We start from the raw sequence: 22628 nt of genomic DNA, 5'->3' as shown, positions 1-22628 counted from the left end.
TTGCTGGCGATAACGGTGCGTATGACACACCGCGTTATCGTTCATCGCTAGCAAGCCAGCTCCTACAGGGATTTGTGTCGATCACCGAAGGCTGCGATCTTTTGATCTTAAATGTTCGCGACTTTCTGCCAGACCTTCGGCTTGAAGAACAGCGTCTCGCCCTTCGCCAACCCGATCAGGCTGTCGTGATCCTTCACCACTTCGGCCTCGATCAGATCGCTCTGCCCTTCAACCTTCAGCGTCACCCGCGTCGTCGCGCCCAGCGGACGGATATCCCGGACCTCGGCCGCATGGTGATCATCCAGTTCATGCCGCGACAGCGACACTTCGTGCGGACGGAACAACACGTGCTTGTCTTCGCCCAGGTGCAGACGGTTCGAATCTCCCAGGAAGTGATAAACGAAATCGCTGGCCGGATTTTCGTAGACGTCGCCCGGCGAGCCGATCTGCTCGATCACACCCTTGTTCATCACAACGATACGGTCGGCAACTTCCATCGCTTCTTCCTGGTCGTGGGTCACGAATACCGAGGTCAGGTTGATGTCTTCGTGCAGGCGCGCCAGCCAGCGGCGCAGTTCTTTACGGACCTTGGCGTCGAGGGCGCCGAACGGTTCGTCGAGCAGCAGCACTTTGGGCTCCACCGCCAACGCACGGGCCAAGGCAATACGCTGACGCTGACCGCCTGAAAGTTGTTCCGGGTATCGATCCGACAGCCAATCCAGTTGCACCATGTTCAGCAGTTCGTGAACCTTGGTTGCGATCTGGCTTTCGCTCGGGCGCTGGTTTTTCGGCTTCATGCGCAGGCCGAACGCGACGTTGTCGAACACCGTCATGTGGCGGAACAAGGCGTAGTGCTGGAACACGAAACCGACGTTGCGATCACGCACGTCGTGGCCGGAGACGTCTTCGCCGTGGAACACGATATTGCCCTGATCCGGGGTTTCCAGACCGGCAATGATCCGCAGCAGCGTGGTCTTGCCGCAGCCGGACGGGCCAAGCAGCGCCACGAGTTCGCCGCTTTGAATGTCCAGGCTGATGTTGTCCAGCGCCTTGAACGCATTGAAATTCTTGCTGACGTTACGCACTTCGATCGACATGAATTCATTCCTCCGCGGCGCTGGCGCGCAGGCGGTTAATACGGTTTTCGCTCCACTGCTTCAGCAGCAGGATGAAGAGCGCCATGATCAGCAACAGGCTCGCCACGGCGAACGCGGCCACGTGGTTGTATTCGTTGTAGAGGATCTCGACGTGCAACGGCAAGGTGTTGGTCACCCCGCGAATGTGCCCGGAAACCACCGACACCGCACCGAATTCACCCATGGCCCGCGCGGTACACAGCACCACGCCGTAGATCAGGCCCCATTTGATGTTAGGTACGGTAACGTGCCAGAACATCTGCCAGCCATTGGCCCCGAGCAAACGCGCGGCCTCTTCTTCCTGGGTGCCCTGCTCCTGCATCAACGGGATCAGCTCACGCGCCACGAACGGCACGGTGACGAAAATCGTCGCCAGCACAATGCCCGGCAAGGCGAAGACGATCTGAATGTCGTGGTCCTGCAACCACGGCCCGAACAGGCCTTGGGCGCCAAACATCAGCACGTAGACCAGACCGGCGATCACCGGCGATACCGAGAACGGCAGGTCGATCAGCGTCACCAGCATGCTCTTGCCGCGGAACGAGTATTTGCTCACACACCATGCGGCGCTGACGCCGAACACCACGTTCAGCGGTACTGAAATCAGTACGGCAATGACCGTGAGCTTCAGTGCGGACAACGCATCCGGTTCGAAGATCGCGGTGAAGAACGCACCGAGACCATTTTTCAGGCCCTGGGACACCACGATGAAAAGCGGTAATACCAGGAACAGCGTGAATACCAGCCAGCACAGGCCGATCAGTATGCGTCGCGAAGTCGCACTGCCACGACGGGCAGCGTTCGAGGAAGCGGCAGCAATAGACGATTGGGACATGTTCGCGCCTCCTTATGGGGTTTCGATGCGCCGCTGCAGCAAGTTGATCAGCAGCAACAGAATGAAAGAAACCACCAGCATCAGTACACCGATGGAGGTAGCGCCGGTGTAATCGTACTGGTCGAGCTTGACCATGATCAGCAGCGGCAGGATCTCGGTTTTCATCGGCATGTTGCCGGCGATGAAAATCACCGAACCGTACTCGCCGACCCCGCGGGCAAAGGCCAGGGCGAAGCCGGTCAGCCAGGCGGGCAGCAATGCCGGCACCAGGATATGGCGGAAAACCTGCAACGGTTTCGCACCCAGGCACGCTGCGGCTTCTTCGACTTCACGCGGAATATCAGCCAATACTGGCTGTACGGTACGTACTACGAATGGAAGTGTCACAAAAGTCAGGGCAAGGGTGATGCCGAGCGGGGTGTAGGCGATCTTGAATCCCAAATCCGCTGCAAATTGACCGACCAGACCGGTCGGGGTGTACAACGCGGTCAGGGCAATACCGGCCACGGCGGTGGGCAATGCGAACGGCAAGTCGATCATCGCATCGATGATTTTTCGTCCAGGGAAGGTATAGCGCACCAGCACCCAGGCCAGCAGCGTGCCGATGATGCCGTTGATGATCGCGGCATAGAGCGCGGTGCCGAAGCTCAGCTTCAACGCCGCCAGCACCCGTGGCGCCGAGATGATTGCCCAGAACTGATCCCAGGTGAGTTGAGCGGCATGCACGAACATCGCCGCCAGTGGTATGAGCACAATCAGGCTGAGGTACACCAAGGTGTAACCCAGCGTCAGCCCGAAGCCGGGTATGACGGGGGAGATACGACGCGACATAAAAGTCCTTGGTTGAGAATGCGCAAAGCCCCGAAGATAAATCCGGGGCTCCTTGATAGCTATTTAAGATTACTGCGCCTGGTAAATCTGGTCGAACACGCCGCCGTCGTTGAAGAATTTCGGCTGCGCGGTTTTCCAGCCGCCGAAGTCTTTATCGATCGTCACCAGATCCAGTTTCGGGAACTGCTGGGCGTATTTGGTGGCCACATCCTTGTCACGTGGACGATAGAAGTTTTTCGCCGCGATTTCCTGGCCGGCCGGGCTGTACAGGTGCTTGAGGTAGGCTTCGGCGATCTGCTCGTTGCCTTTTTTCTCGGCATTCTTGTCGACTACGGCCACTGGCGGCTCGGCGAGGATCGACAGCGAAGGCACGACGATTTCGAACTTGTCGGCGCCGCCATCTTCTTTCAGGGCCAGAAAGGCTTCGTTTTCCCAGGCCAGCAACACGTCGCCCTGACCGTTGTTGACGAAGGTGATGGTCGAACCGCGAGCACCGGTGTCCAGAACTGGCACGTGCTTGAACAGGGTCTGTACGTATTCCTTGGCCTTGGCTTCGTCACCACCGTTGGCTTTCAGGCCGTAGGCCCAGGCGGCGAGGAAGTTCCAGCGCGCACCGCCGGAGGTTTTCGGGTTCGGCGTGATCACCGAAACGTCGTTCTTGACCAGATCGCCCCAGTCCTTGATGCCTTTAGGGTTGCCCTTGCGCACCAGGAACACGATGGTCGAGGTGTACGGCGTGCTCGCTTCCGGCAGACGCTTCTGCCAGTCGGCCGGCAGGGTCTTGCCCAGCTTGGCGATTTCGTCGATGTCACCGGCCAGGGCCAGGGTCACCACGTCGGCGCGCAGACCGTCGATGACCGCGCGGCCCTGCTTGCCCGAACCACCGTGGGACTGCTGGATCTTCACGTTGTCGCCGGCATGATCCTTCTGCCAGTACTTCACGAACTCAGCGTTGTAGTCCTGATACAGCTCACGGGTCGGGTCGTACGACACGTTGAGCAGTTCGTAATCCTTGGCAACCGCGGAACCAGCAAAAAGGGCGCTGGCCAGGGCGGCCAAAGCGAAATGGCGAATCGACGACATGGTGAAAGCTCCTGGAATTCTAATTGTGTTGGCTAGTTCTTATGGATTTCTGGAATCGCGGTGTCGGTTCATGGATCGCTCTCTGTAGGAGCTGCCGAAGGCTGCGATCTTTTGATCTTTCGCTTCAGCTCGGTTTGTTGCCCGGGTTCTGCAAGCGGAATTTTTCTTTGCGTTCGATCTGAACGACCTGGGCGTTGTGGACGGTGATTTCCACTGCGCCAAAACGCAGGTCGCGCAGGGCGCTCTGGATTTCACGCAGGATGGTTGCTTCGTCCTGGCCGTCAACGCTACGTAGAGATGCGCTCATGGTGCTGCTCCTTCGACTGAGAGGTTGCCTGGCAGTGGCGGCACTGCTTGCGGCGTGAGACCAATAGTAGAGAGGCGCAGATATTCTTAAAAAGACTATTTAAGAATGTTTATATAACCAGAAGACATTATTTGGCGGGACAAGGGTTTGGGAGGATTTTCCTGCATTTCTGAAACACACGCATTCCTGTGGCGAGGGAGCTTGCTCCCGCTGGGTCGCGCAGCGGCCCCCATCTTTACGCCTGCTGCGCAGGCGAGCGGGAGCAAGCTCCCTCGCCACAAATAAGAAGCAGATTACGCGTTCAAGCAATCACCGGCGCATGCATCCAGTCCAACTGCCCAGGCGGCACTGGCCGCCCAAACCAGTATCCCTGGCCGAGATCACAGCTTTGCTCCAGCAAAAACGCCGCTTGCTCGACCTGCTCGATCCCTTCGGCATGCACCTGCATCCCCATGCTTTTGGCCAGCGCAATGATCACCCGTACAATCGCCGCGTCGTCCTCATCCCACGGCAAACCGGCGACAAAGCCCTGATCGATCTTGAGCTTCTGCACCGGCAATCGCTTGAGCCGCAGCAGTGACGAATACCCCGTGCCGAAATCATCGATGGCCAGCCGCACACCCAATTCGCGCAGTCGATGCATTTGCTCCAGCGCGACTTCCGGATCTTCCATCACCGCGCTCTCGGTGACTTCCAGCTCCAGACAAGCCGGATCCAACCCGGTCTCACGCAACACCTGGGCGACTTGCTGGTACAACTCACGACGGGCGAACAGGCGCGATGACACATTCACCGCAACAAACGACAACTTCTCGCCAGCCTGTTGCCACTCGCACATCTGCTGACAGGCCTGACGCATCACCCAGGCGTCGATTTCGGCGATCAATCCGGTTCGTTCGGCCACGGGAATGAATTCTGCCGGCGACACCACACCGCGTTGCGGATGCGCCCATCGCACCAGCGCCTCGACACCAATCACTCGACTACTCAGAAGGTCGTGCACTGGCTGGTAGAAAACCCGCAACTGCTGCAAATCCAGCGCCCGACGCAATTCGAATGCAATTTCCACCCGTTGCTGGGCATGGGCAGTCAATTCTTCGGTATAGAGCGCATAATCGTTGCGGCCAGTGCTCTTGGCCTTGAACAGCGCCGAGTCAGCATTGCGCAACAATTGTTCGGCGCTGAGGGCATCGCTGGGGAACAGGCTGATGCCGATGCTGGTGTTGATAAACAATTGATGTTCATCGATCGGGAATGGCTCCTTCAAACCCTCGATGATTCGTTGAGCCAGCACCGCAGCCTGACCCGGCTGCGGGCAACTTTCGGCCAGCACCGCGAATTCGTCGCCACCCAATCGCGCCAGCGTGATGCCGGGTCCGAACATGGCATTCAGGCGCTGCGCTACCGCCTTGAGCAATTGGTCACCCAGGGTGTGCCCGAGGCTGTCGTTGATCATCTTGAAGTGATCCAGATCGATCATCAGCAACGCACAGCCGCGCTTGTGGACCTGCGCCGATGCCAGCGCCTGTTCGGCGCGATCGGTGAACAGCAAACGGTTGGGCAAGTCGGTAAGAGGATCGTGGTGCGCCAGGCGCATCAATTCGTGTTCGGAATTCTTGATCGCGCTGATGTCGGAAAACACCGCCACGTAATGGCTGCGCCGCCCCCGGTCGTCGTGAATGATGCGGATGGTCTGCCATTGCGGGTAGATTTCGCCGCTTTTGCGTCGATTCCAGATTTCCCCGCTCCACTCACCGGTGCTATCGAGGGTGGCAAACATGTCTTGGTAAAACACCGGCGGGTGATGGCCGGACTTGAACAGATTGGGCCGCTGACCCAGCACCTCTTCACGTTGATAACCGGTGATCTCCATGAAGGCGCGATTGACATGAACGATCAATCCTGCGTGATTGGTGACCAATACCCCTTCGCGAGTGCAATCGAACACGGCGGCGGCCTGACGCAAACGCTCACGATCTTCGCTGCGCTCGCGCAATCTGGCACCGACACCAAGGCACCGAAACAACCTCGCACGGGCAATGAAGATCAACCCGGCGCTTAGCACCACCCAGGCATAACCGTTGATCAGTTGCCAGCGCATTAGCTCGGCCGAGTCATCGAAGAAACTGTTCAATAAATAGTCACTGAGCTGTAGCCAGACCACAGCAAGCAACAGGTAAAGCAGCGCTGCACGCACGGCATCGCGATAGCTGGCAGACATAAGGCTGTCCATATCCCTACAAAAAAGACGGGATTATAGGTTAATGACACATCCAGCGACTCTTATCTGAAAGGGCGACTGGTTTTATCTGTGGGCTTAGTGATAATGCAACGGCTGTTTTTTTCTTTATCGAGGGCCCTATAGCCTATGTGGTACGAAGGTTTTCTCGGCTTGTCGCCCTGGTCACTGGTGGCAGTCACCCTGCTGATGACCCACGTGACAATCGTCGGCGTCACGGTCTATCTGCACCGTTACTCGGCCCATCGCTCGCTTGAGCTGAATGCTGGCCTGAAGCATTTTTTCCGTTTCTGGCTGTGGCTGACCACGGCACAGAACACTCGCGAGTGGACCGCTATCCACCGCAAGCATCACGCCAAATGCGAAACCGTCGATGACCCGCACAGCCCGGTCATCAAAGGCTTGTCCACCGTTCTGCGCAAAGGTGCCGAGCTGTACCGCGCCGAAGCGGAAAACCCCGAGACCCTGCGCATCTATGGCAAGAACTGCCCGGAAGACTGGATCGAGCGCAATCTCTACACCCGCTTCCCGTTGCTCGGCGTGGCGATCATGGGCGTCATCGACCTGCTGCTGTTCGGCACCATCGGCATCACCATCTGGGCCATCCAGATGATGTGGATCCCGGTCTGGGCCGCCGGCGTGGTCAATGGCCTGGGCCATGCCATTGGCTACCGCAACTTCGAATGCCGCGATGCGGCGACCAATCTGGTGCCTTGGGGCATCCTGATCGGCGGCGAAGAACTGCATAACAACCATCACACCTATCCTAATTCGGCAAAATTGTCGGTGAAGAAGTGGGAATTCGATATGGGCTGGGCATGGATTCAAGTGTTCAGCTTTCTGCGCCTGGCCAAGGTGCAGCGGGTCGCGCCGATTGCCCACCGTGTCGAGGGCAAAGGCAGCCTGGACATGGACACCGCCATGGCGATCCTCAACAACCGCTTCCAGATCATGGCCCAGTACCGCAAATTGGTGATCGGCCCGCTGGTCAAGCAAGAGCTGGACAAGGTCGATCACTCGGTCCGTCACCAGTTCCGCCGCGCCAAGCGTTTGCTGTCCCGGGAAACCAGCCTGCTGGACGACAAACACCATGTGCGCATCCAGAACATGCTCGAGCACAGCCAGGCGCTGAAGGTAATTTACGAAAAACGCCTGGCCTTGCAGCAGATCTGGGTCAAGACCAGCTCAAATGGTCACGATATGCTGGCGGCCATCAAGGATTGGGTACACGAAGCCGAAGCGAGCGGGATTCAATCCTTGCGCGACTTCGCCGATCAGCTCAAAACCTACTCCCTGCGCCCGACTGCCTGACTCGGTCGAAGGGTTGCCGTGTGGCGAGGGAGCTTGCTCCCGCTCGGCTGCGCAGCAGTCGCAAAACCTGACGACGCGTTTTTAACCGACAAAACGCGTCGCCAATACCGCCCGGCAGGAGCAATCTCCCTAGCCACAATTAGCGGGAACTTCGCACCAAATCCTCCCTCTCAAAGACACTTCGCCCTCCAGGCGGGCTTCGTTGTAGCCGCTTACGAATCCGAAGCGGCGCACGCCCTTTGAGATTTGTGCAAATGGTCAATCAAAACCATCAAGACTCATCCCTTCCGCCGTGGCCCGAAGCCGCGCAAACCCTACTGGCGTTGATGCACGCCCAAGGTGAAGTGGCGCGCCTGAGCGAGCGTGAACAGCTGTTCAGCACCCTTTTGGTGAGCGTTAACGCGGTGCTTTGGGCTTTCAACTGGGAAACCCGCCAGGTGCTCTACGTCAGCCCGGCCTATGAACGGATTTTCGGCCGGCCAGCTGATCTGCTACTAGCCGACTACAACCAGTGGCGCGACGCCATTTACCCCGACGACCTGGAATATGCCGAGCGCAGTCTGGCAGACGTACTGGAAAAAGGCGCCGTGGAAGATCGCGAGTACCGCATCATTGCCGCCGATGGCCAAGTGCGCTGGCTCAGCGACAAATGCTTCATCAACCGACAGGCCGAACCGGGGCAGCCCGTGATCATTGTTGGCATCGCTGAAGACATCACTGACAAAAAACAGATGGAAACCGAGCTGCAACGTCTGGCCACCACCGACGCCCTGACCCAGAGCAGCAACCGCCGGCACTTCTTCGAAGGCGCCCACCGCGAGTTTGAACTGGCGCGGCAACAAGGCACGCCGTTGTCGTTCCTGATGATCGATATCGATGACTTCAAAGTGATAAACGACACCTACGGCCACCAGGAAGGCGACAACGTGCTGCAACGCATCGCCGACGGCGGACGCGCTGCGCTACGTCGAGGCGATCTGTTTGGGCGCATTGGCGGTGAGGAATTCGCCGCGGTATTCCCGGGCTGCACGCCGGACCTTGCCCTGCAAGTGGCCGAGCGCGTGCAACGGGAGATCCAGCGCTTGAGATTCAGCCATGACGGCCAGACATTTGGTATTACCGTCAGCCAGGGACTGACCAGCCTCACTGACGAGGATGAAAACGTCGACAGCCTGTTCGCCCGCGCGGACTCAGCGATGTATCAGGCAAAGCGCGAGGGCAAGAACCGGATTGTCACCGCCTGACCGTCCAACACAAACCTCCTGGAGCTGGCTTTCCAGCGATTCCAGACGACTCGGTCAGCCAGATTCAACGCCATCGCTGGCAAGCCAGCTCCTACACAGTTCAGGCTTACTTCTTGCGCATCCGCATCAACTCCGGCAAGCCGATCTTGAGCAACCGCGCCGTTCGGCTCTTGGCCAATTCCTCGATGCCCTCATGCTCGGTCAACCGCGCCAGTTGTCCCGCCATGTTCATCACCAACGCTTCCCGGGAGTAAACCCCACCACCGAGCTGATAGACCGCCGCAATCAGCTCGCGCAGCTCCAGCGGCAGCCGCCAACGGGTGCGCAAGGCCGAACCGTAGGCCGCGCTGAATTCAGCCAGTGCCTCGCCGACCGTTTCTTGCTCATCCAGCTCACCACCGGCCTGCTTCCACTCCTGCAAGCAGCGCAGCAACGCCAAGTCACCAAGTCGATGGAGCATGCCGGCGCAGTAGCATCGCGCCTGATCCAGATCGAGCAAGCGTGCCAGCGTCCGCGCGTATTCCGCCGTGTGCAGCGACAAGTCCCAATAACGCTCCGCATAGTCCGACAGGAACGGGTCGCTGAGCCGTGCACTGCGCTTGAGGGCCAGCCCGAGAATCAGGTTCATGCTCTGCCCAGTGCCCAATCGATGCAGCGCCTGGGCCAGGGTTTGTACTGCCGTACCATGGTGCTGGGCTGCGCTGTTGGCAGCGGCGATCAGCACGGCGGTGACTTGTGGATCGGTACGGATTTCATCTTCCAGCACCGTCAAATCCAGGCCCTCTGGATGAAGACTGCGCTTGACTGCCAACTGCACGTCAGTCATCAGCGGTGCGCCTTCGGCCAGCTCGCGACGACGCTCAAGGAATATCGACAAGGTCATGCCTGGCGCCAGCGCCGGTATTTCGCACGACACCTCTTCACCGGCATCGAGCAATAAGCCCTGCAAGCGATGAGTCAGGCTTTCCATGTTCAGGGGTTTGGTCAGATACGCGGCAGGCGCCAGAGGCAAGGCTTCGCGTACGCTGGCGCTGTCGCTACGGCTGCTCATCAGAATGAAGGGCAACGGCGGATTGCGTTTGCGCTGACGCACATTGCGCAACACATTCAGGCCATCGACACCGGGTAATTCCCAGTCGACGATCACCAGGTCGTACGGATTGGCGGCCAGCAGTTCGAGCGCCTGTTGGCCGTCGGCACACAAATCCAACCGCGCGTCGCAGCGGACGTTCAACAACACTTCCTTGAGCAAATCGCGGGACCAGGGATCGGCCTCGGCGATCAGCACTCTTGGAATGGCGGGTAAATTTACGACAGTCATTACAGCTCTCCCTGGCAATGCCTGAACCTTAGCGAATGCTGGCCCTTCGATACAGCGCAATTGCGCCGGATGTGTTTCGCGGGGCATGAAAAAACCCGCCGCAGCGGGTTTTTTGTCGATCAGGTCACACTCGGTGATCAGAGCTCGGAGAAGCACTCTTCGATGATCGCCAGACCTTTGTCCAGTTGCTCGTCCGGCGAGGTCAGCGGTACCAGGACGCGCAGAACGTTGCCGTAGGTGCCGCAGGACAGCAGGATCAGACCCTTGTCGCGAGCCTTGGCCACAACGGACGCCACGGCTGCAGCGTTCGGCTTGTGGCTGTCGCCGTCTTCGAACAGCTCGACCGCGATCATCGCGCCCAAGGCACGCACTTCACCGATTACCGGGTACTTGGCCTGGATGGCTTTCAGACCGGTCACCAGACGCTCGCCGACTGCCTTGCAGCGGTCCAGCAGGTGCTCTTCTTCGAACACTTCCATTACGGCCAGGGCCGCGGCGCAAGCGATCGGGCTACCGGCGTAAGTGCCGCCCAGGCCGCCTGGAGCGATGGCGTCCATGTATTCGGCCTTGCCGCACACACCGGCCAGCGGGAAGCCGCCAGCGATGGATTTGGCGAAGGTGGTCAGGTCGGCAGCAACGCCCATCTGTTCCATCGCGAAGAAGGTACCGGTACGGCCAGCGCCGGTCTGTACTTCGTCAGCGATCAGCAGGATGCCGTGCTGGTCGCACAGGGCACGCAGACGCTTCATGAATTCTTTCGGAGCGACGTAGAACCCACCTTCGCCCTGAACCGGCTCGATGATGATGGCAGCGATGTCACGCGGCTCGGCGTCGTTCTTGAAAATGCGCTCAATGCTGGCGATCGAATCGTCGATGCTCACACCGTGCAGTTCGTTCGGGTACAGCGCGCGGAACACGCCGCCAGGCATCAGGCCCATGCCGGCCGAGTAAGGCACGACTTTACCGGTCAGGCCCAGGGTCATCATGGTGCGACCGTGGTAAGCGCCGGTGAAGGCGATCACGCCGGCACGGCCAGTGGCGGCACGGGCGATTTTCACGGCGTTTTCTACGGCTTCGGAACCGGTGGTCACCAGCAGGGTTTTCTTGGCGAAATCACCTGGGACCTTGGCGTTGATTTTTTCGCACACTTCTACATACGGTTCGTAAGCCAGAACCTGGAAGCAAGTGTGGGTCAGCTTGTTCAGCTGCTCGGTCACGGCGGCGATGATTTTCGGGTGCACGTGGCCGGTGTTCAGCACAGCGATGCCGCCGGCGAAGTCGATGAACTCACGACCTTCAACGTCGGTCACGGTCGCGTTTTTCGCGGACTCGGCGAAGATCGGGTGAATCTGGCCAACACCACGTGGAACTGCATTGGTACGGCGGGCCATCAAATCAGCGTTAGTCTTGCTCATAAAGTCCTCATTCGCCGCTCATCGGTCGGCGTGGTTCAAGGATTAAGCGGCGGGGAAGTAACGACGGCAGCATGCGATGATCGACTGCCGCAGCGTTCCCGGCCACAGAGAAAATTCCGGTTTGAAACAACGCAAAGGGACAGCGCTCTCGTGCCCTTTGCGTTTGAAGCAATGCCCTGTGAGCTTAGATGCCCAGGCAGAGGTATTTGATTTCCAGGTAATCTTCGATGCCGTACTTGGAGCCTTCACGGCCCAGGCCCGAGGCCTTGATGCCGCCGAACGGCGCGACTTCGTTGGAGATCAGCCCGGTGTTGACGCCGACCATACCGTATTCCAGGGCTTCAGCCACACGGAACACACGGCCCAGATCGCGAGCGTAGAAGTACGAGGCCAGACCGAACTCGGTGTCGTTGGACATCGCGATCACATCGGCTTCGTCTTTGAAGCGGAACAGCGGCGCCAATGGACCGAAGGTTTCTTCCTTGGCCACGGCAGCGTTGTTAGGCACGTTGGTCAGGATGGTCGGCTCGAAGAAGTTGCCTTCGATGGACTTGCCGCCGGACAGCACGGTGGCGCCTTTGGAAACGGCGTCAGCGATGTGCTCTTGCACCTTGGCCACGGCTTTTTCGTCGATCAGCGGGCCAGTGGTGGTGCCGTCTTCCAGACCGTTGCCGATCTTCAGCTTGGCCACGGCCACTTTCAGCTTCTCGGCGAACGCGTCGTAGACCGAATCCTGAATGTACAGGCGGTTGGCGCAGACGCAGGTCTGGCCGTTGTTGCGGTATTTGGAAATGATCGCGCCTTCGACGGCCTTATCCAGGTCCGCGTCGTCGAACACGATGAACGGCGCGTTGCCGCCCAGTTCCAGGGACACTTTCTTGATGTCCTTGGCGCATTCCGACATCAGTTGACGACCGATTTCAGTCGAACCGGTGAAGGACAGTTTGCGCACGATCGGGTTGCTGGTCAGCTCGCTGCCGATGTCGCCGGCGCTGCCGGAAACAACGCTGAACACGCCAGCCGGAATGCCGGCGCGCTGGGCCAGTTCAGCCAGGGCGAACGCGGAGTATGGGGTTTGCGAAGCAGGCTTGAGCACCATGGTGCAACCGGCGGCCAGGGCCGGGCCGGCTTTACGGGTGATCATCGCGGCCGGGAAGTTCCACGGGGTGATGGCAGCGGTCACGCCGATTGGCTGCTTGATCACGATCAGGCGCTTGTCTGGCTGGTGGCCCGGAATCACATCACCGTAAATGCGCTTGGCTTCTTCAGCGAACCACTCGATGAACGAAGCGGCGTAAACGATTTCGCCCTTGGCCTCGGCCAATGGCTTGCCTTGTTCCATGGTCATCAGGCGAGCCAGATCGTCCTGGTTTTCGATGATCAGCTCGAACCAACGACGCAGCTTGTTCGCACGATCTTTGGCGGTGAGTGCACGCCAGGCTGGCAGCGCTTTGTCAGCAGCTTCGATGGCACGACGGGTTTCGGCAGCGCCCATTTTCGGCACGGTGCCCAGAATTTCGCCCGTTGCCGGGTTGTTGACCTTGATCGTCTGACCATTGTCCGCATCTACCCAAGCGCCATCGATGAAGGCTTGTTGGCGGAACAACTGGGTGTCTTTAAGCTGCATGTCGGCTTTCCTTAACAGCACCGCGCACGCGCGGAGCAAATTATGATTGTAGAAAGGCGCCTCGGTAGGCTGCCGTCAGGGAAATCATTCACCGGGCTGAAGCACATAAATAGCGCACGGAATGAACTCGTGCGGTTCAGCACCCAGACAAGAGCGTTTGAAATCTCAAACGAATCCTAGGATCAAAGGGGGTAAAGGACAATAGGGCGTTCGAAAAAAAGAACGAAAACGTCTTTTTTGCTGCATTTTTCTGATCAACGTATCAAACGCAAGTTACGCTTTGGAAAAACCGAGGCGATTCAGCAGCATGGACGCCCGCAGTGCATATGAGTATCATGGCGCCCGCTGCACCAGTAGCTCAGCTGGATAGAGTACTGCCCTCCGAAGGCAGGGGTCGTGGGTTCGAATCCCGCCTGGTGCACCATGTATAGAAACGAGAAAGCCTCAGGCCCTTTGGGTCTGGGGCTTTTTTGTTGGGCACAAAAAAACCGCCTAAGCGGTTTTTTCACTCGGTCGTCCAGTCAAACTCGTCGTATTCATCATCCTCGTCATCCTCAAAGAGCTCCTCTTCAAGGTCGTCGTCTTCGACAGCCGCTTCTTCCGGCTGATTCAGCAGAAAATCCTTTCGACTCTCAGTAATCGCTCGTCGCAGTTCCTCACCCTTTTGCGGGCAGTTGAGCATTTGGGCGATGCGGTCGATTTTTTTTGCCACGGCATCCTCCAACGCATCGGCTATGGCCCGATAGTGCGCGTTTTCGGGCTTGAATGCCAAATCGCCGAATTCGGCTCAAACGTTCTGAAAAACCTTCAGCGGTGATATCGCCGCACCACACTGCTGTTTTTCAACACATGGCCTTTGATTTTCTCCAGTAACTGCGCGCGGGTCAGGCCGGCAGGCAAGGCATCCGGCGCCAGGTCCAGGGCGTAGATCTGAATGATGTAATGGTGCGCACTGTCGCCCACTGGCGGGCACGGGCCGACGTAACCTGTGGTGCCTTTGCTGTTCGTACCACCCATGCCTTCCAGCGCGGATTTGGCGCCGACACCGGCCGCAATCTGGTGAGTGGCGGCCTTGATGCCGTAATGCACCCAATGATCGACACCCTGACCTTTCTGGCCGTCCGGGTCGTGCATGACGATGGCGTAGCTGAGCGTGCCCGCAGGGCCGGCGTTCCAGTTCAGCGCCGGTGAGACATTGTGCCCGCCGCAACCGGCGGCATCGCTGGCGGCGGCGGAGGTGAACAGTCGGTCATCCGATACACCCGGGATATTGAGGGTGAAACGCTCCTGGGCCGCCTGCGCCGGAAATTGCACGCAAAGGGCGACGGCTACGGCCGCGAGCCAAGGGTTGAGAGAGGTCAATCGGGTCATGCCGGATACCTTGTGCGGGTGGGGCCGTCGTCGGCGTGCAAACTATAGCCGGACCGTTTGCGCGGTGGCAGTGGGATTTGGATGAACAATTCGGTTTCACAAACATGTAGGAGCTGCCACAGGCTGCAAGCTTTTGATTTTTCAAGATCAAAAGATCGCAGCCTGCGGCAGCTACTACAGGGGAATTGCAGCGCGCTTACTGAACCTCGCCAACCCCGCCAAACTTGCTCATCACGAACCCGACGAACTCTTCGACGGTCATCTTCTGCCCGTTGAATTCCACCTGGTTGTTGGCGTAATGCAGTTTGCTGACGATGTTATTACCGTCCAGTTTCGCCAGCTGCGTACCGACGGCCATGCTGCCGAACATGTCGGCGGTGGCGGTGGCTTGATCGGCGATCAGTTTGGCGTCGGTCTGACCGTCGATTTGCGACTGCACGGTGAACACGTCAACCAGCATTGGCTTGGATACTTGCAGATTGATGTCCAGCAAAGCGATCAGTTGTCGCACCAATTGGTCTGCGGGCAAGTCGATCGTTTGTGGCTTGGTCAGGTTCAGCACCAGGTTGGCGCGGCTTTCGCCATGGGTGGTGGTGAACGACAGGTTCTCCAGAGCCACTTGCGGGCCGGCGGCGAGCAGTTGCTCCAGATTGGTTTTTAGCTGCGCTTCTTCCGCTTCGGTCAGGTTCAGCTCTGGTACTGGCAGGTTCGCTTCGGCAGCTTCGGCGGCGGCCTGTTCGTAAGGCTGCAACTTGGTCTGGTAAATCTGCATCAGCGCCATCGTCGAAGGAATGTCGAGGTTCTTCAGGCTCATGGCCATTTGTGCCGAGCCGACAGGCTTGCCGTTCAAGGACACTTCGCCAATTTTGTAATCGGCACGCCCGGAAGCGCTGGTGCCCGATTCCTCGGTGTGGTTTTTCATCTCGAAACTCTTCAAGCCCAGCACTGACTGTTTCGGGCCGAAGGTGGTTTTGCTGTTCTTCAGCTCGACCGTGTTTTCACCGGTGTAAAAGCCGTAGGTGCTTTTGCTCAGATTGCTGGCCAGCGTGAGGCCGCTGAATTCGACCTGCACCGGCGCCTGATCTTCAGAAACAGTGGTCAGCTTCAGGCTGTCCATGTAGCCATCGGCCTTGACCTTCTGCGCCTGGGCACTGGCCGCGACGTCGACCTTCAGGCCGGAGAATTTCACGCTGGATTTGTCGTCCAGGGCCGCTTCCAGTGGCAGCAATTCGAGATTGCCGTTGGTGGAATTGTCGTAGCCGATATTGACCACGCCTTTGAGCGGCGAGGCGTCCTTGGTGGCGGCGAACCATTTTTCCGTGAGCGGCGTTTTTTCCAGTTCGTAGTGACTGGTGGCCATGACCGGCAACCACTTCAGCGACATCAGGCGTGAAAACGGCAACGGGCCGTGTTCGACGTTGTCGACAAACAGCAACTCGATCGGCGACTCGCCAAACATTTCACCTTCGCCCTTCAGACGATAGTGCGCCGTGCTGCTAAATACGTGGCGCTCCAGCGACACCAGTTCCAGCGACGCGGTGCCTTTGTGCCCGACCAACGCGGCCTGCAACTGCTGGTTGGCGTCAGCCAGGGAGCTGTTCAGCACGCCTTCGATTTTGGTGCCGGTGTACCAGGCACCGCCGACGCTGATTGCACCGATAGCGACAACAATTCCCAGGAGCACGCCTGCTGATTTATTCATGAATGACCCGATCAATGTCCGTAGTTGAAGGTGTGGTCGTCTTCCCTGAACCCATGACGGGTTGCGGTCACGACTGCGCTGAAAGTGGGGTGCAGATTAGCATCAGGCACGGTGGGCGGCCCAATGATTAACGGTGAAAGAGTGTTTATGGGACGTTGCTGCAAGACGCGACCATTGCGGTGTTGATTCGATTGCTATCGCTGGCAAGCCAGCTCCTACGGGAATTGTGTGAAACCTGTAGGAGCTGGCTTGCCAGCGATGGCGTCAGTGTCATCAACACAGATTCAGGAATACTGAACCTCAATCTCATCCAGCTGATGATCAAAGGTCTTGAGCCGCGCCGTCCAGGTGTACACCAGCACTTCAAAATCCCGATTGATCACCGCCCCGCCCGTCACTTCCCCACGCGGGTCGCAGAAGTCCAGTTGATAGCGCTCGCGGGCCATGGCCGTGGCGACGTCCGCCAGCTCCCGGGCGTTGTTGAGCCAGTGTCGACCGTCGTCAGCCACTTGCTTGTCCAGCTCCAGGCATTGTTTCTTCAAGGTTTCGAGACTCTTTTCCAGCGGCGTGCCGGTGAGTTCGCCCATGACTTCCTGGAACGTGCGCCCCGGCTGCCAGTAACTGCCCCAGAAATAGCGATCGAACACCGTTTCGACACGACGCAGCGCGACCTTGGTGTCCCAGATCAGCACCAGGGTTTTGCCTTGTTCGAGTTGTCTTTTTTTGATTCGCTGGGTCTGGACGGACGCCCAGGCCACCACCGCGATAGACATCACGGCAATCAGCGCGGTGGCGCTGTCGAGGAACACCAGAGCCTTGTCGATCTGGTGGGCCAGCATGATGCCGTAGAAGTAGGTCGCCGAAAGCAGCACTAACGCCACGACGGCGCACCAGAAGCCGAGAGCATAAGGGTTTTTCATTATTGGTTTCCCCATGACCTGCGCGAGCCTTGTGCGAAGCAAGGGCACTTTTCGCGAACGCCCCTGCAACACTTCAAAGCATAGCAACGGCCTCAGGGTTTGCCGGAGTTCGATGCTTGCGTTCGTCCGCTTTCCCAGCCACCGCCCAACGCGAGGAACAAATTGATCTGGCCCATGGCAACTTGCGTGTTCGCGCTGGCCAGTTGCGCCGTGACGTCGGTGTAGGTGCGAGTCGCTTGCAGGTCCGCCAGGAACGACGCGCGACCGGCCTGGAAGAATCGGTGAGTCTGGTCCGCCGCCAGTTTCGCCGACTGCTCGGCATCCGCCAGAGCGTCACGGCGTTGTAGCAGTGCCGAGTACTGAGCCAGGCTGGTCTGGGTTTCGCGGATGGCGTTGAGCACAACGCCGTCGAAATGCGCCAACACGCCTTGGGTCGTGGCTTCAGCTTCGCGGATGCGTGCGCGGGTGCCGTTGGACGGCACGGTCCAGCTCAGCGATGGCCCAAACCCCCAGCGATTGGTCGACGGTTCGCCGAGATTATCCAGGATACCGACGGTGCCGATGGTCGCGCCGATGCTGATGTTCGGGTACAGCTCGCCCGTGGCAACGCCGATGCCGGCGGTCGCGGCGGCCAATCGACGCTCGGCTTGCCGCACGTCGGGACGTCGCTTGAGTAACGCGGCACCATCGCCAACCGGCACCAATTGCGCGATTTTCGGCAACTCGGCGCACGTCGCGGTGCCGGGCGGCAATTGATCCAGCGGTTTGGCCAGCAGCATCGACAAGCGGAACAATCCAGCCTGACGCGCCGCTTCATAGCGCGGCATGTCGGCGCGCAGGGATTTGAATTGGGTTTGCGAGCGGGTGACCTGGGTTTCGTCGCCACGTCCGGCGTCGCGCAAACGCTGGATCAGTGTCGTGCTCTGTTCTTGCAGGTCGAGGGAATGCTGGGCGATTTCCCGTTCTTCGTTGGCCGCGCACACTTGGGTGTAAGCCCGAACCACATCCGCCACCAAGGTGATGCGGGCGGTATCGGCGGCGGCCTGGGTCGCATCGGCATTGGCCTTGGCCGCTTCGATGCCACGCTGCAGCGTGCCGAACAGGTCGAACTGGTACGACGCGGAAATGCCGATATCACCGATGTTAGCCACCGGCACTTTTTCCGGCTGCAGGAACGCTTCGCCGGATTCCTGCAAACGCTGGGCGCCCATCTTCACGCCGCCGCTCCAGCCGCCCGCCGCCTCGGCCTCATCAACTTGCGCACGCGCCCGCAGCAGGCTCGCCGCCGCCACGCGCAAATCGGTGTTGGACGCCATGGCTTGCTGGACCAATTGGTCGAGTCGCGGGTCTTGATACAGACGCCACCAATCGGCAGGCACCGGCGCCGAAACCACCGGTTTGCCGTCTACCGCCAGCTCGCCTTGCAAGTCTGCCCGATGGATGGCCGCCTCGTCCGGCAAGTGATAATCCGGCCCTACCACCTGACACGCCGACAGCAACAGGCCTAATCCGGCGACGGCTAAACCTGAGGCTTTGCTCATTGCGCCGGCTCCCGCTGCTGGTCGTCGATGATCGATACCGTGGCCGTACGCCCGGCGATCATGCGGAAATCCGCCGGCACGTCATCAAAAGCGATCCGCACCGGAATCCGCTGCGCCAGCCGCACCCAACTGAACGCCGGGTTGACGTTGGGTAACAGGTTGCTGCCGCTGGTGCGGTCGCGGTCTTCGATACCGGCGACGATGCTTTCCACGTGGCCGCGCAAACGCGCACGGTCGCCGACTACGCGGATGTCGACGCTCTGGCCGACATGAATGCCGTCCAGTTTGGTTTCTTCGAAGTAGCCGTCGATGTGAAAGGAGTTGCTGTCGACGACGGACAACACTGGCCGGCCGGCACTGACGAATTCCTTGGCTCGCGGTGCGCGGTCGTTGACGTAGCCGTCCACCGGGCTGCGAATTACCGAACGGTCGAGGTTGAGCTGAGCACTGTCCACCGCCACTTGCGCTTCCATCAATGCAACCTGGGCGCGAGCGACCTTGGACTGACTTTCTTCCAGCTGTTCGCCCGGCACCAGATTGCCGAGGCCTTTATTGCGCTTGGCTTCGCGCTGGGCCTGGGCGAGGGTTTCTTCGCGGTCGGCGACCGCTGCTTTCGCCTGGCGCAAGGCCAGTTTGAAACGGTCCTGGTCGATGCTGAACAGCACTTGGCCGCGCGTCACCAACTGGTTGTCCCGCACTTCAACTTGCTGGATCAGCCCGGACACGTCCGGCGCGATTTGCACGATGTCGGCACGAATGTGCCCGTCGCGGGTCCAGGGTGCGAACATGTAATACAGCACCATGCGCCAGACCACGACGACCGCAAAGGTCACGATCAACAGGGTCAGGACCACACGACCGAGGGTTAAAAACGGTTTTTTCATGTCATCAGGTATCGACTGAGTGAGTCCACGGCGCCAAGCAGCAAGGCGTAGAGAGCCACGTTAAACAATGCCCGGTGCCAGACCAGACGGTAAAAGTGCAGGCGCGTCAGCACCCCGTGCACCAACAGGAACAACAGGTACGTAATGCCCATCAGCACCAGCAGCGTGGGCAGGAACACCCCGCTGATATCCAGATCACCGATCATAAAGGCGCTCCATCGATGCCATGGGGAAGCGGTTCTTCGAGCTCGGCGGAACCAACAAATTCGACGCCGGGCAACAGGGCCAGGCGCAAGCCGCTCAGCGCATGCAGCAAATGCAGGCGGGTTTCGTCGTCGCCCGCGCCACTCAAGGCACGGCGCGTGCGGTCGAGAGTCATCAGCAATGCGCTCGGTGCCGGCAGTCGTTCGCCGGCCTTGAGGCACGTTTTGAAGTATTCGCCGACCTCGGCCACTACTTGGCGCAACAGTGCGTTCGGCTCTCCGTGGATACGCGGCGCATAGGCGAGCAGGTCCAGCAGATTCAGCGCCACCCGAACCTCCCGCAAGGCGATGCCGGTGTCCTGGCCGGTCATGGCCAAGCGCGGCAAATGCTGCATCAGCCGGTCGAGCATCTGCACGCCTAGGTGCCGGTGGTCGGCCAAGGTCGCCGGTTCGGTGAGACTGACGATGTCGCGCCAGCTGAAACGGGTCAGGCGCTTGGCCGCGAGTTCGGCACCGAATGGCCGGGCGATCAGGGTCCAGACAAACGCAAACAGCAAGCCGACGGGGCCGGCCAGGTTGGAGTTGGCAAAGCTGAGGAAATCCGCGTCGTAGGCGCCCTGGATACTGATGAAGGACGACGTGTTAACCAGGGTCAGGAGCATCCCCAGATAGAACTGCGGCTTGACCGTCAAAGTCCCGATGCAGATGAACGGCACAGCAAACGCCAGCACCAACATCGGGAAATCATGCAGGTTGGGCAGCACCAGAAACAGGTACAGGCTGGCGAACAACACCGACATCGCCGTCCAGAAAAAGAACCGGTAGATCTGCGGCGCCGGGTCGTCCATCGAGGCGAAGAAACTGCATGCCACCGCCGCCAGAATCACCGCAGCGCCACCGTCGGTCCAGCCGAGCAAAATCCACAGCACCGAAGCGACAATGATGGCGGTGACAGTGGACGCTGCCGAATAGAGCATCAAGCCGCGATCCAGAAACGGCGACAGCCGACCCAGGCGCCAATGCCGATACACCGCGCGCCAGGTGTCCTGGCTTTCGCACTGGATGGCGACTTGCAGACTGCGACAGTCCTGCCACAAGTCGATCCATTCCCCGAGGCGATAGAGGGCATTGGAAAACAGCAATTGCTTGCGATCCTCCAGCGCCTGGGCACTGGGTTGCAGGGCTTCGATTTGATCTTTCAGCGCCTGCCAGCGGTCAATGTCGGCGTCTTCATGCTCAAGCCATTCGCTGGCGGCACTGAGCAGCGGTGCGAACTTGTCCACAAGCTCTGGCGTGCGCCGCTCAAGGGCGTAGAGCGCGTCGTCGAGGGCATCGATCACGGTCAACAGGTGGATCATCCGCCCGCGCAGCATCTTGGTGTTGCGCACCGTTTGTGGTCGCGCGCCTTCATGTGGCAACTGGCCGATCATCAGTTCCAGGGTGTTGAAGTTCGCCACCATCGCCATGCGCAACCCGCTGACTTCTTCCGGCTGCACGTTGCGGCTGAGGAAGCGCAGGCTGTAGGTCGAGGCATCGGCAAACCATTTGCTCACCGAATCGTTGAACACCGGCGCCAGCCGCCGGGGCCAGAACATCGCGCCGACGACTGCCGCGACCGCAATGCCAAGGAAAATTTCTTCGGTGCGTGCCTCGGCCACGTCCCACACCGCCAACGGATTATCCACTACCGGCAGGGCAATCAGCGGCAAGGTGTAACCGGCGAGCATCAACGCATAGTTGTTGGCCGTGCGCAGATGCAGGGAAAGGAACAGCAACGTGCCGGTCCACAGCGCAATGACCAACACCAGCATGTAGGGGCTCTGCACAAACATCGGCACGAACATCACCGCAGCGGCGGCCCCGAGAAAGGTACCGATTGCGCGGTATAACGCCTTGGAACTGGTAGGACCGACAAATGGGCTGGAGACGATATACACCGTGGCCATCGCCCAATATGGACGCGGCATTTGCATGAGCAAGGCGATGTACAACGCGATCATCGAGGCTGCGAACGTACGCACACCGTAGAACCAGTCCCGTGCCGGGGGCATGCCGGAAAAAAAACCGTTCAAGGATTGATCACCGGCAAATGGCTGGCCGATTCGAAGGCTTTCAATACGCGCAGCGTGGCTTCCAGATCACGCTGGTCGATGCCTTCGAGCACTTCATTGCGCAAGCGCACCAATTCGACTTCGACAGCTTGCACCAGGGTTCGACCGGCGTCGGTCAGACTCAGGCATTTGGCGCGGCGGTCCTGGGTGTCTTCGGTGCGGCAGACATACCCGGAATGGCACAACTGATCGAGCAAACGCACAAGGGACGGGCTCTCCATCCCCGCCGCCTGCGCCACCGTCACCTGCCGCACACCCTCGCCCAGACGCCCGATCATCAACAATGGGACGGCACAGGCTTCGGAAATTCCATAGTTGACCAGCGTGGTCTGGCAGATCTTCCGCCAATGCCGCGCGGCGACCACCATGGAGCTGCTGATGTTCATCTGGAGAGCGTCGAGATTATTCGGCACGAGGGGAAACACACACTGTTAGTTTGCTAACTATCAATATGGCATTGGGAGGGATTTTTCGTCAAGTTTTGAAACAAATCGACCGTCAATCCGTATCAACTTCCCCAAGGGCCAGCGAAGTACTGAAAACGTAT

At 59.3% G+C, this 22628-nt stretch carries 20 protein-coding genes and 1 tRNA gene; 3 read left to right on the top strand and 18 right to left on the bottom strand.

Annotated elements, in window-relative coordinates:
* Positions 1-107: 107 nt before the first annotated feature.
* The 6 genes from NL64_RS12680 to dibA form a co-directional block, all read right to left on the bottom strand.
* Positions 108-1097, bottom strand: a complete 990-nt coding sequence (locus NL64_RS12680) for a sulfate/molybdate ABC transporter ATP-binding protein (RefSeq protein WP_034148418.1) — start codon at positions 1095-1097, stop codon at positions 108-110.
* Between the two features lie 4 nt (positions 1098-1101).
* The gene (cysW, locus tag NL64_RS12675; protein ID WP_034148417.1) at positions 1102-1971 is read right to left on the bottom strand and encodes a sulfate ABC transporter permease subunit CysW; all 870 of its coding nucleotides are present in this window, start codon (positions 1969-1971) and stop codon (positions 1102-1104) included.
* Positions 1972-1983: 12 nt separating this feature from the next.
* Positions 1984-2802: a sulfate ABC transporter permease subunit CysT gene (gene cysT / locus NL64_RS12670; RefSeq protein ID WP_034148416.1), complete on the bottom strand. Its 819-nt coding sequence runs from the start codon at positions 2800-2802 to the stop codon at positions 1984-1986.
* Between the two features lie 69 nt (positions 2803-2871).
* Positions 2872-3885: a sulfate ABC transporter substrate-binding protein gene (locus NL64_RS12665; protein WP_034148415.1), complete on the bottom strand. Its 1014-nt coding sequence runs from the start codon at positions 3883-3885 to the stop codon at positions 2872-2874.
* A gap of 124 nt (positions 3886-4009) precedes the next feature.
* Positions 4010-4192, bottom strand: a complete 183-nt coding sequence (gene oscA, locus NL64_RS12660; RefSeq protein WP_007941032.1) for a sulfur starvation response protein OscA — start codon at positions 4190-4192, stop codon at positions 4010-4012.
* Between the two features lie 301 nt (positions 4193-4493).
* Positions 4494-6413 carry a phosphodiesterase DibA gene (gene dibA, locus NL64_RS12655; protein WP_034148414.1) on the bottom strand — a complete coding sequence of 640 codons (1920 nt, stop codon included), beginning with the start codon at positions 6411-6413 and terminating at the stop codon, positions 4494-4496.
* A 147-nt stretch (positions 6414-6560) separates the two neighbouring features.
* Between dibA and desA the strand changes: the two genes are divergently transcribed.
* Positions 6561-7742 carry a delta-9 fatty acid desaturase DesA gene (desA, locus tag NL64_RS12650; RefSeq protein ID WP_034148413.1) on the top strand — a complete coding sequence of 394 codons (1182 nt, stop codon included), beginning with the start codon at positions 6561-6563 and terminating at the stop codon, positions 7740-7742.
* 254 nt (positions 7743-7996) lie between these two features.
* Entirely contained in the window at positions 7997-8986 is a 990-nt protein-coding gene (locus NL64_RS12645) for a GGDEF domain-containing protein (RefSeq protein WP_034148412.1), read from the top strand.
* 106 nt (positions 8987-9092) lie between these two features.
* Here NL64_RS12645 and NL64_RS12640 read toward each other — a convergent pair whose 3' ends face one another.
* The 3 genes from NL64_RS12640 to gabD all read right to left on the bottom strand — a co-directional run bounded on the left by NL64_RS12640 (position 9093) and on the right by gabD (position 13349).
* Positions 9093-10307 (bottom strand): response regulator, encoded by a 1215-nt coding sequence (locus NL64_RS12640; protein WP_034148411.1) that lies wholly within the window; start codon positions 10305-10307, stop codon positions 9093-9095.
* Positions 10308-10444: 137 nt separating this feature from the next.
* Complete coding sequence (gene gabT / locus NL64_RS12635) at positions 10445-11722, bottom strand: 4-aminobutyrate--2-oxoglutarate transaminase (protein WP_034148410.1); 1278 nt, start codon at positions 11720-11722, stop codon at positions 10445-10447.
* A gap of 184 nt (positions 11723-11906) precedes the next feature.
* Entirely contained in the window at positions 11907-13349 is a 1443-nt protein-coding gene (gabD, locus tag NL64_RS12630) for an NADP-dependent succinate-semialdehyde dehydrogenase (RefSeq protein ID WP_034148409.1), read from the bottom strand.
* Positions 13350-13696: 347 nt separating this feature from the next.
* Between gabD and NL64_RS12625 the strand changes: the two genes are divergently transcribed.
* Positions 13697-13773, top strand: a tRNA-Arg gene (locus tag NL64_RS12625).
* Between the two features lie 81 nt (positions 13774-13854).
* Here the strand turns inward: NL64_RS12625 and NL64_RS12620 are convergent.
* The 9 genes from NL64_RS12620 to NL64_RS12580 all read right to left on the bottom strand — a co-directional run bounded on the left by NL64_RS12620 (position 13855) and on the right by NL64_RS12580 (position 22467).
* The gene (locus tag NL64_RS12620) at positions 13855-14121 is read right to left on the bottom strand and encodes a hypothetical protein (RefSeq protein WP_034148408.1); all 267 of its coding nucleotides are present in this window, start codon (positions 14119-14121) and stop codon (positions 13855-13857) included.
* A 35-nt stretch (positions 14122-14156) separates the two neighbouring features.
* A complete protein-coding gene (locus tag NL64_RS12615) occupies positions 14157-14720 on the bottom strand; it encodes a YbhB/YbcL family Raf kinase inhibitor-like protein (protein ID WP_034148407.1) in 564 nt (187 codons plus the stop codon).
* A 196-nt stretch (positions 14721-14916) separates the two neighbouring features.
* Positions 14917-16422 carry a YdgA family protein gene (locus tag NL64_RS12610; protein WP_034148406.1) on the bottom strand — a complete coding sequence of 502 codons (1506 nt, stop codon included), beginning with the start codon at positions 16420-16422 and terminating at the stop codon, positions 14917-14919.
* 284 nt (positions 16423-16706) lie between these two features.
* Positions 16707-17342, bottom strand: coding sequence for a hypothetical protein (locus tag NL64_RS12605; RefSeq protein ID WP_034148405.1), 636 nt, complete (start codon positions 17340-17342; stop codon positions 16707-16709).
* Positions 17343-17434: 92 nt separating this feature from the next.
* Complete coding sequence (locus NL64_RS12600) at positions 17435-18883, bottom strand: efflux transporter outer membrane subunit (protein WP_034148404.1); 1449 nt, start codon at positions 18881-18883, stop codon at positions 17435-17437.
* The gene (locus tag NL64_RS12595) at positions 18880-19767 is read right to left on the bottom strand and encodes an efflux RND transporter periplasmic adaptor subunit (RefSeq protein ID WP_034148403.1); all 888 of its coding nucleotides are present in this window, start codon (positions 19765-19767) and stop codon (positions 18880-18882) included. Before NL64_RS12595 ends, NL64_RS12600 begins: the two co-directional genes overlap by 4 nt.
* Positions 19764-19973: a DUF1656 domain-containing protein gene (locus tag NL64_RS12590; RefSeq protein ID WP_034148402.1), complete on the bottom strand. Its 210-nt coding sequence runs from the start codon at positions 19971-19973 to the stop codon at positions 19764-19766. Before NL64_RS12590 ends, NL64_RS12595 begins: the two co-directional genes overlap by 4 nt.
* Positions 19970-22042, bottom strand: coding sequence for an FUSC family protein (locus NL64_RS12585; RefSeq protein WP_034148401.1), 2073 nt, complete (start codon positions 22040-22042; stop codon positions 19970-19972). The genes NL64_RS12590 and NL64_RS12585 overlap by 4 nt, the downstream gene beginning before the upstream one ends.
* Positions 22039-22467 carry a MarR family winged helix-turn-helix transcriptional regulator gene (locus tag NL64_RS12580; RefSeq protein WP_034148400.1) on the bottom strand — a complete coding sequence of 143 codons (429 nt, stop codon included), beginning with the start codon at positions 22465-22467 and terminating at the stop codon, positions 22039-22041. Before NL64_RS12580 ends, NL64_RS12585 begins: the two co-directional genes overlap by 4 nt.
* Positions 22468-22628: the final 161 nt, after the last annotated feature.

This window comes from Pseudomonas fluorescens, from assembly GCF_000802965.1.
GTDB classification, from domain to species: Bacteria; Pseudomonadota; Gammaproteobacteria; order Pseudomonadales; family Pseudomonadaceae; genus Aquipseudomonas; species Aquipseudomonas fluorescens_A.
This window is presented reverse-complemented; position numbering and strand designations above follow the sequence as displayed.

Bases quoted from the DNA above. Each gene is read 5' to 3' on its own strand.
- NL64_RS12680 (WP_034148418.1), bottom strand. From the start codon at position 1,097: ATGTCGATCGAAGTGCGTAACGTCAGCAAGAATTTCAATGCGTTCAAG.
- cysW (WP_034148417.1), bottom strand. From the start codon at position 1,971: ATGTCCCAATCGTCTATTGCTGCCGCTTCCTCGAACGCTGCCCGTCGT.
- cysT (WP_034148416.1), bottom strand. From the start codon at position 2,802: ATGTCGCGTCGTATCTCCCCCGTCATACCCGGCTTCGGGCTGACGCTG.
- NL64_RS12665 (WP_034148415.1), bottom strand. From the start codon at position 3,885: ATGTCGTCGATTCGCCATTTCGCTTTGGCCGCCCTGGCCAGCGCCCTT.
- oscA (WP_007941032.1), bottom strand. From the start codon at position 4,192: ATGAGCGCATCTCTACGTAGCGTTGACGGCCAGGACGAAGCAACCATC.
- dibA (WP_034148414.1), bottom strand. From the start codon at position 6,413: ATGTCTGCCAGCTATCGCGATGCCGTGCGTGCAGCGCTGCTTTACCTG.
- desA (WP_034148413.1), top strand. From the start codon at position 6,561: ATGTGGTACGAAGGTTTTCTCGGCTTGTCGCCCTGGTCACTGGTGGCA.
- NL64_RS12645 (WP_034148412.1), top strand. From the start codon at position 7,997: ATGGTCAATCAAAACCATCAAGACTCATCCCTTCCGCCGTGGCCCGAA.
- NL64_RS12640 (WP_034148411.1), bottom strand. From the start codon at position 10,307: ATGACTGTCGTAAATTTACCCGCCATTCCAAGAGTGCTGATCGCCGAG.
- gabT (WP_034148410.1), bottom strand. From the start codon at position 11,722: ATGAGCAAGACTAACGCTGATTTGATGGCCCGCCGTACCAATGCAGTT.
- gabD (WP_034148409.1), bottom strand. From the start codon at position 13,349: ATGCAGCTTAAAGACACCCAGTTGTTCCGCCAACAAGCCTTCATCGAT.
- NL64_RS12615 (WP_034148407.1), bottom strand. From the start codon at position 14,720: ATGACCCGATTGACCTCTCTCAACCCTTGGCTCGCGGCCGTAGCCGTC.
- NL64_RS12610 (WP_034148406.1), bottom strand. From the start codon at position 16,422: ATGAATAAATCAGCAGGCGTGCTCCTGGGAATTGTTGTCGCTATCGGT.
- NL64_RS12605 (WP_034148405.1), bottom strand. From the start codon at position 17,342: ATGAAAAACCCTTATGCTCTCGGCTTCTGGTGCGCCGTCGTGGCGTTA.
- NL64_RS12600 (WP_034148404.1), bottom strand. From the start codon at position 18,883: ATGAGCAAAGCCTCAGGTTTAGCCGTCGCCGGATTAGGCCTGTTGCTG.
- NL64_RS12595 (WP_034148403.1), bottom strand. From the start codon at position 19,767: ATGAAAAAACCGTTTTTAACCCTCGGTCGTGTGGTCCTGACCCTGTTG.
- NL64_RS12590 (WP_034148402.1), bottom strand. From the start codon at position 19,973: ATGATCGGTGATCTGGATATCAGCGGGGTGTTCCTGCCCACGCTGCTG.
- NL64_RS12580 (WP_034148400.1), bottom strand. From the start codon at position 22,467: ATGAACATCAGCAGCTCCATGGTGGTCGCCGCGCGGCATTGGCGGAAG.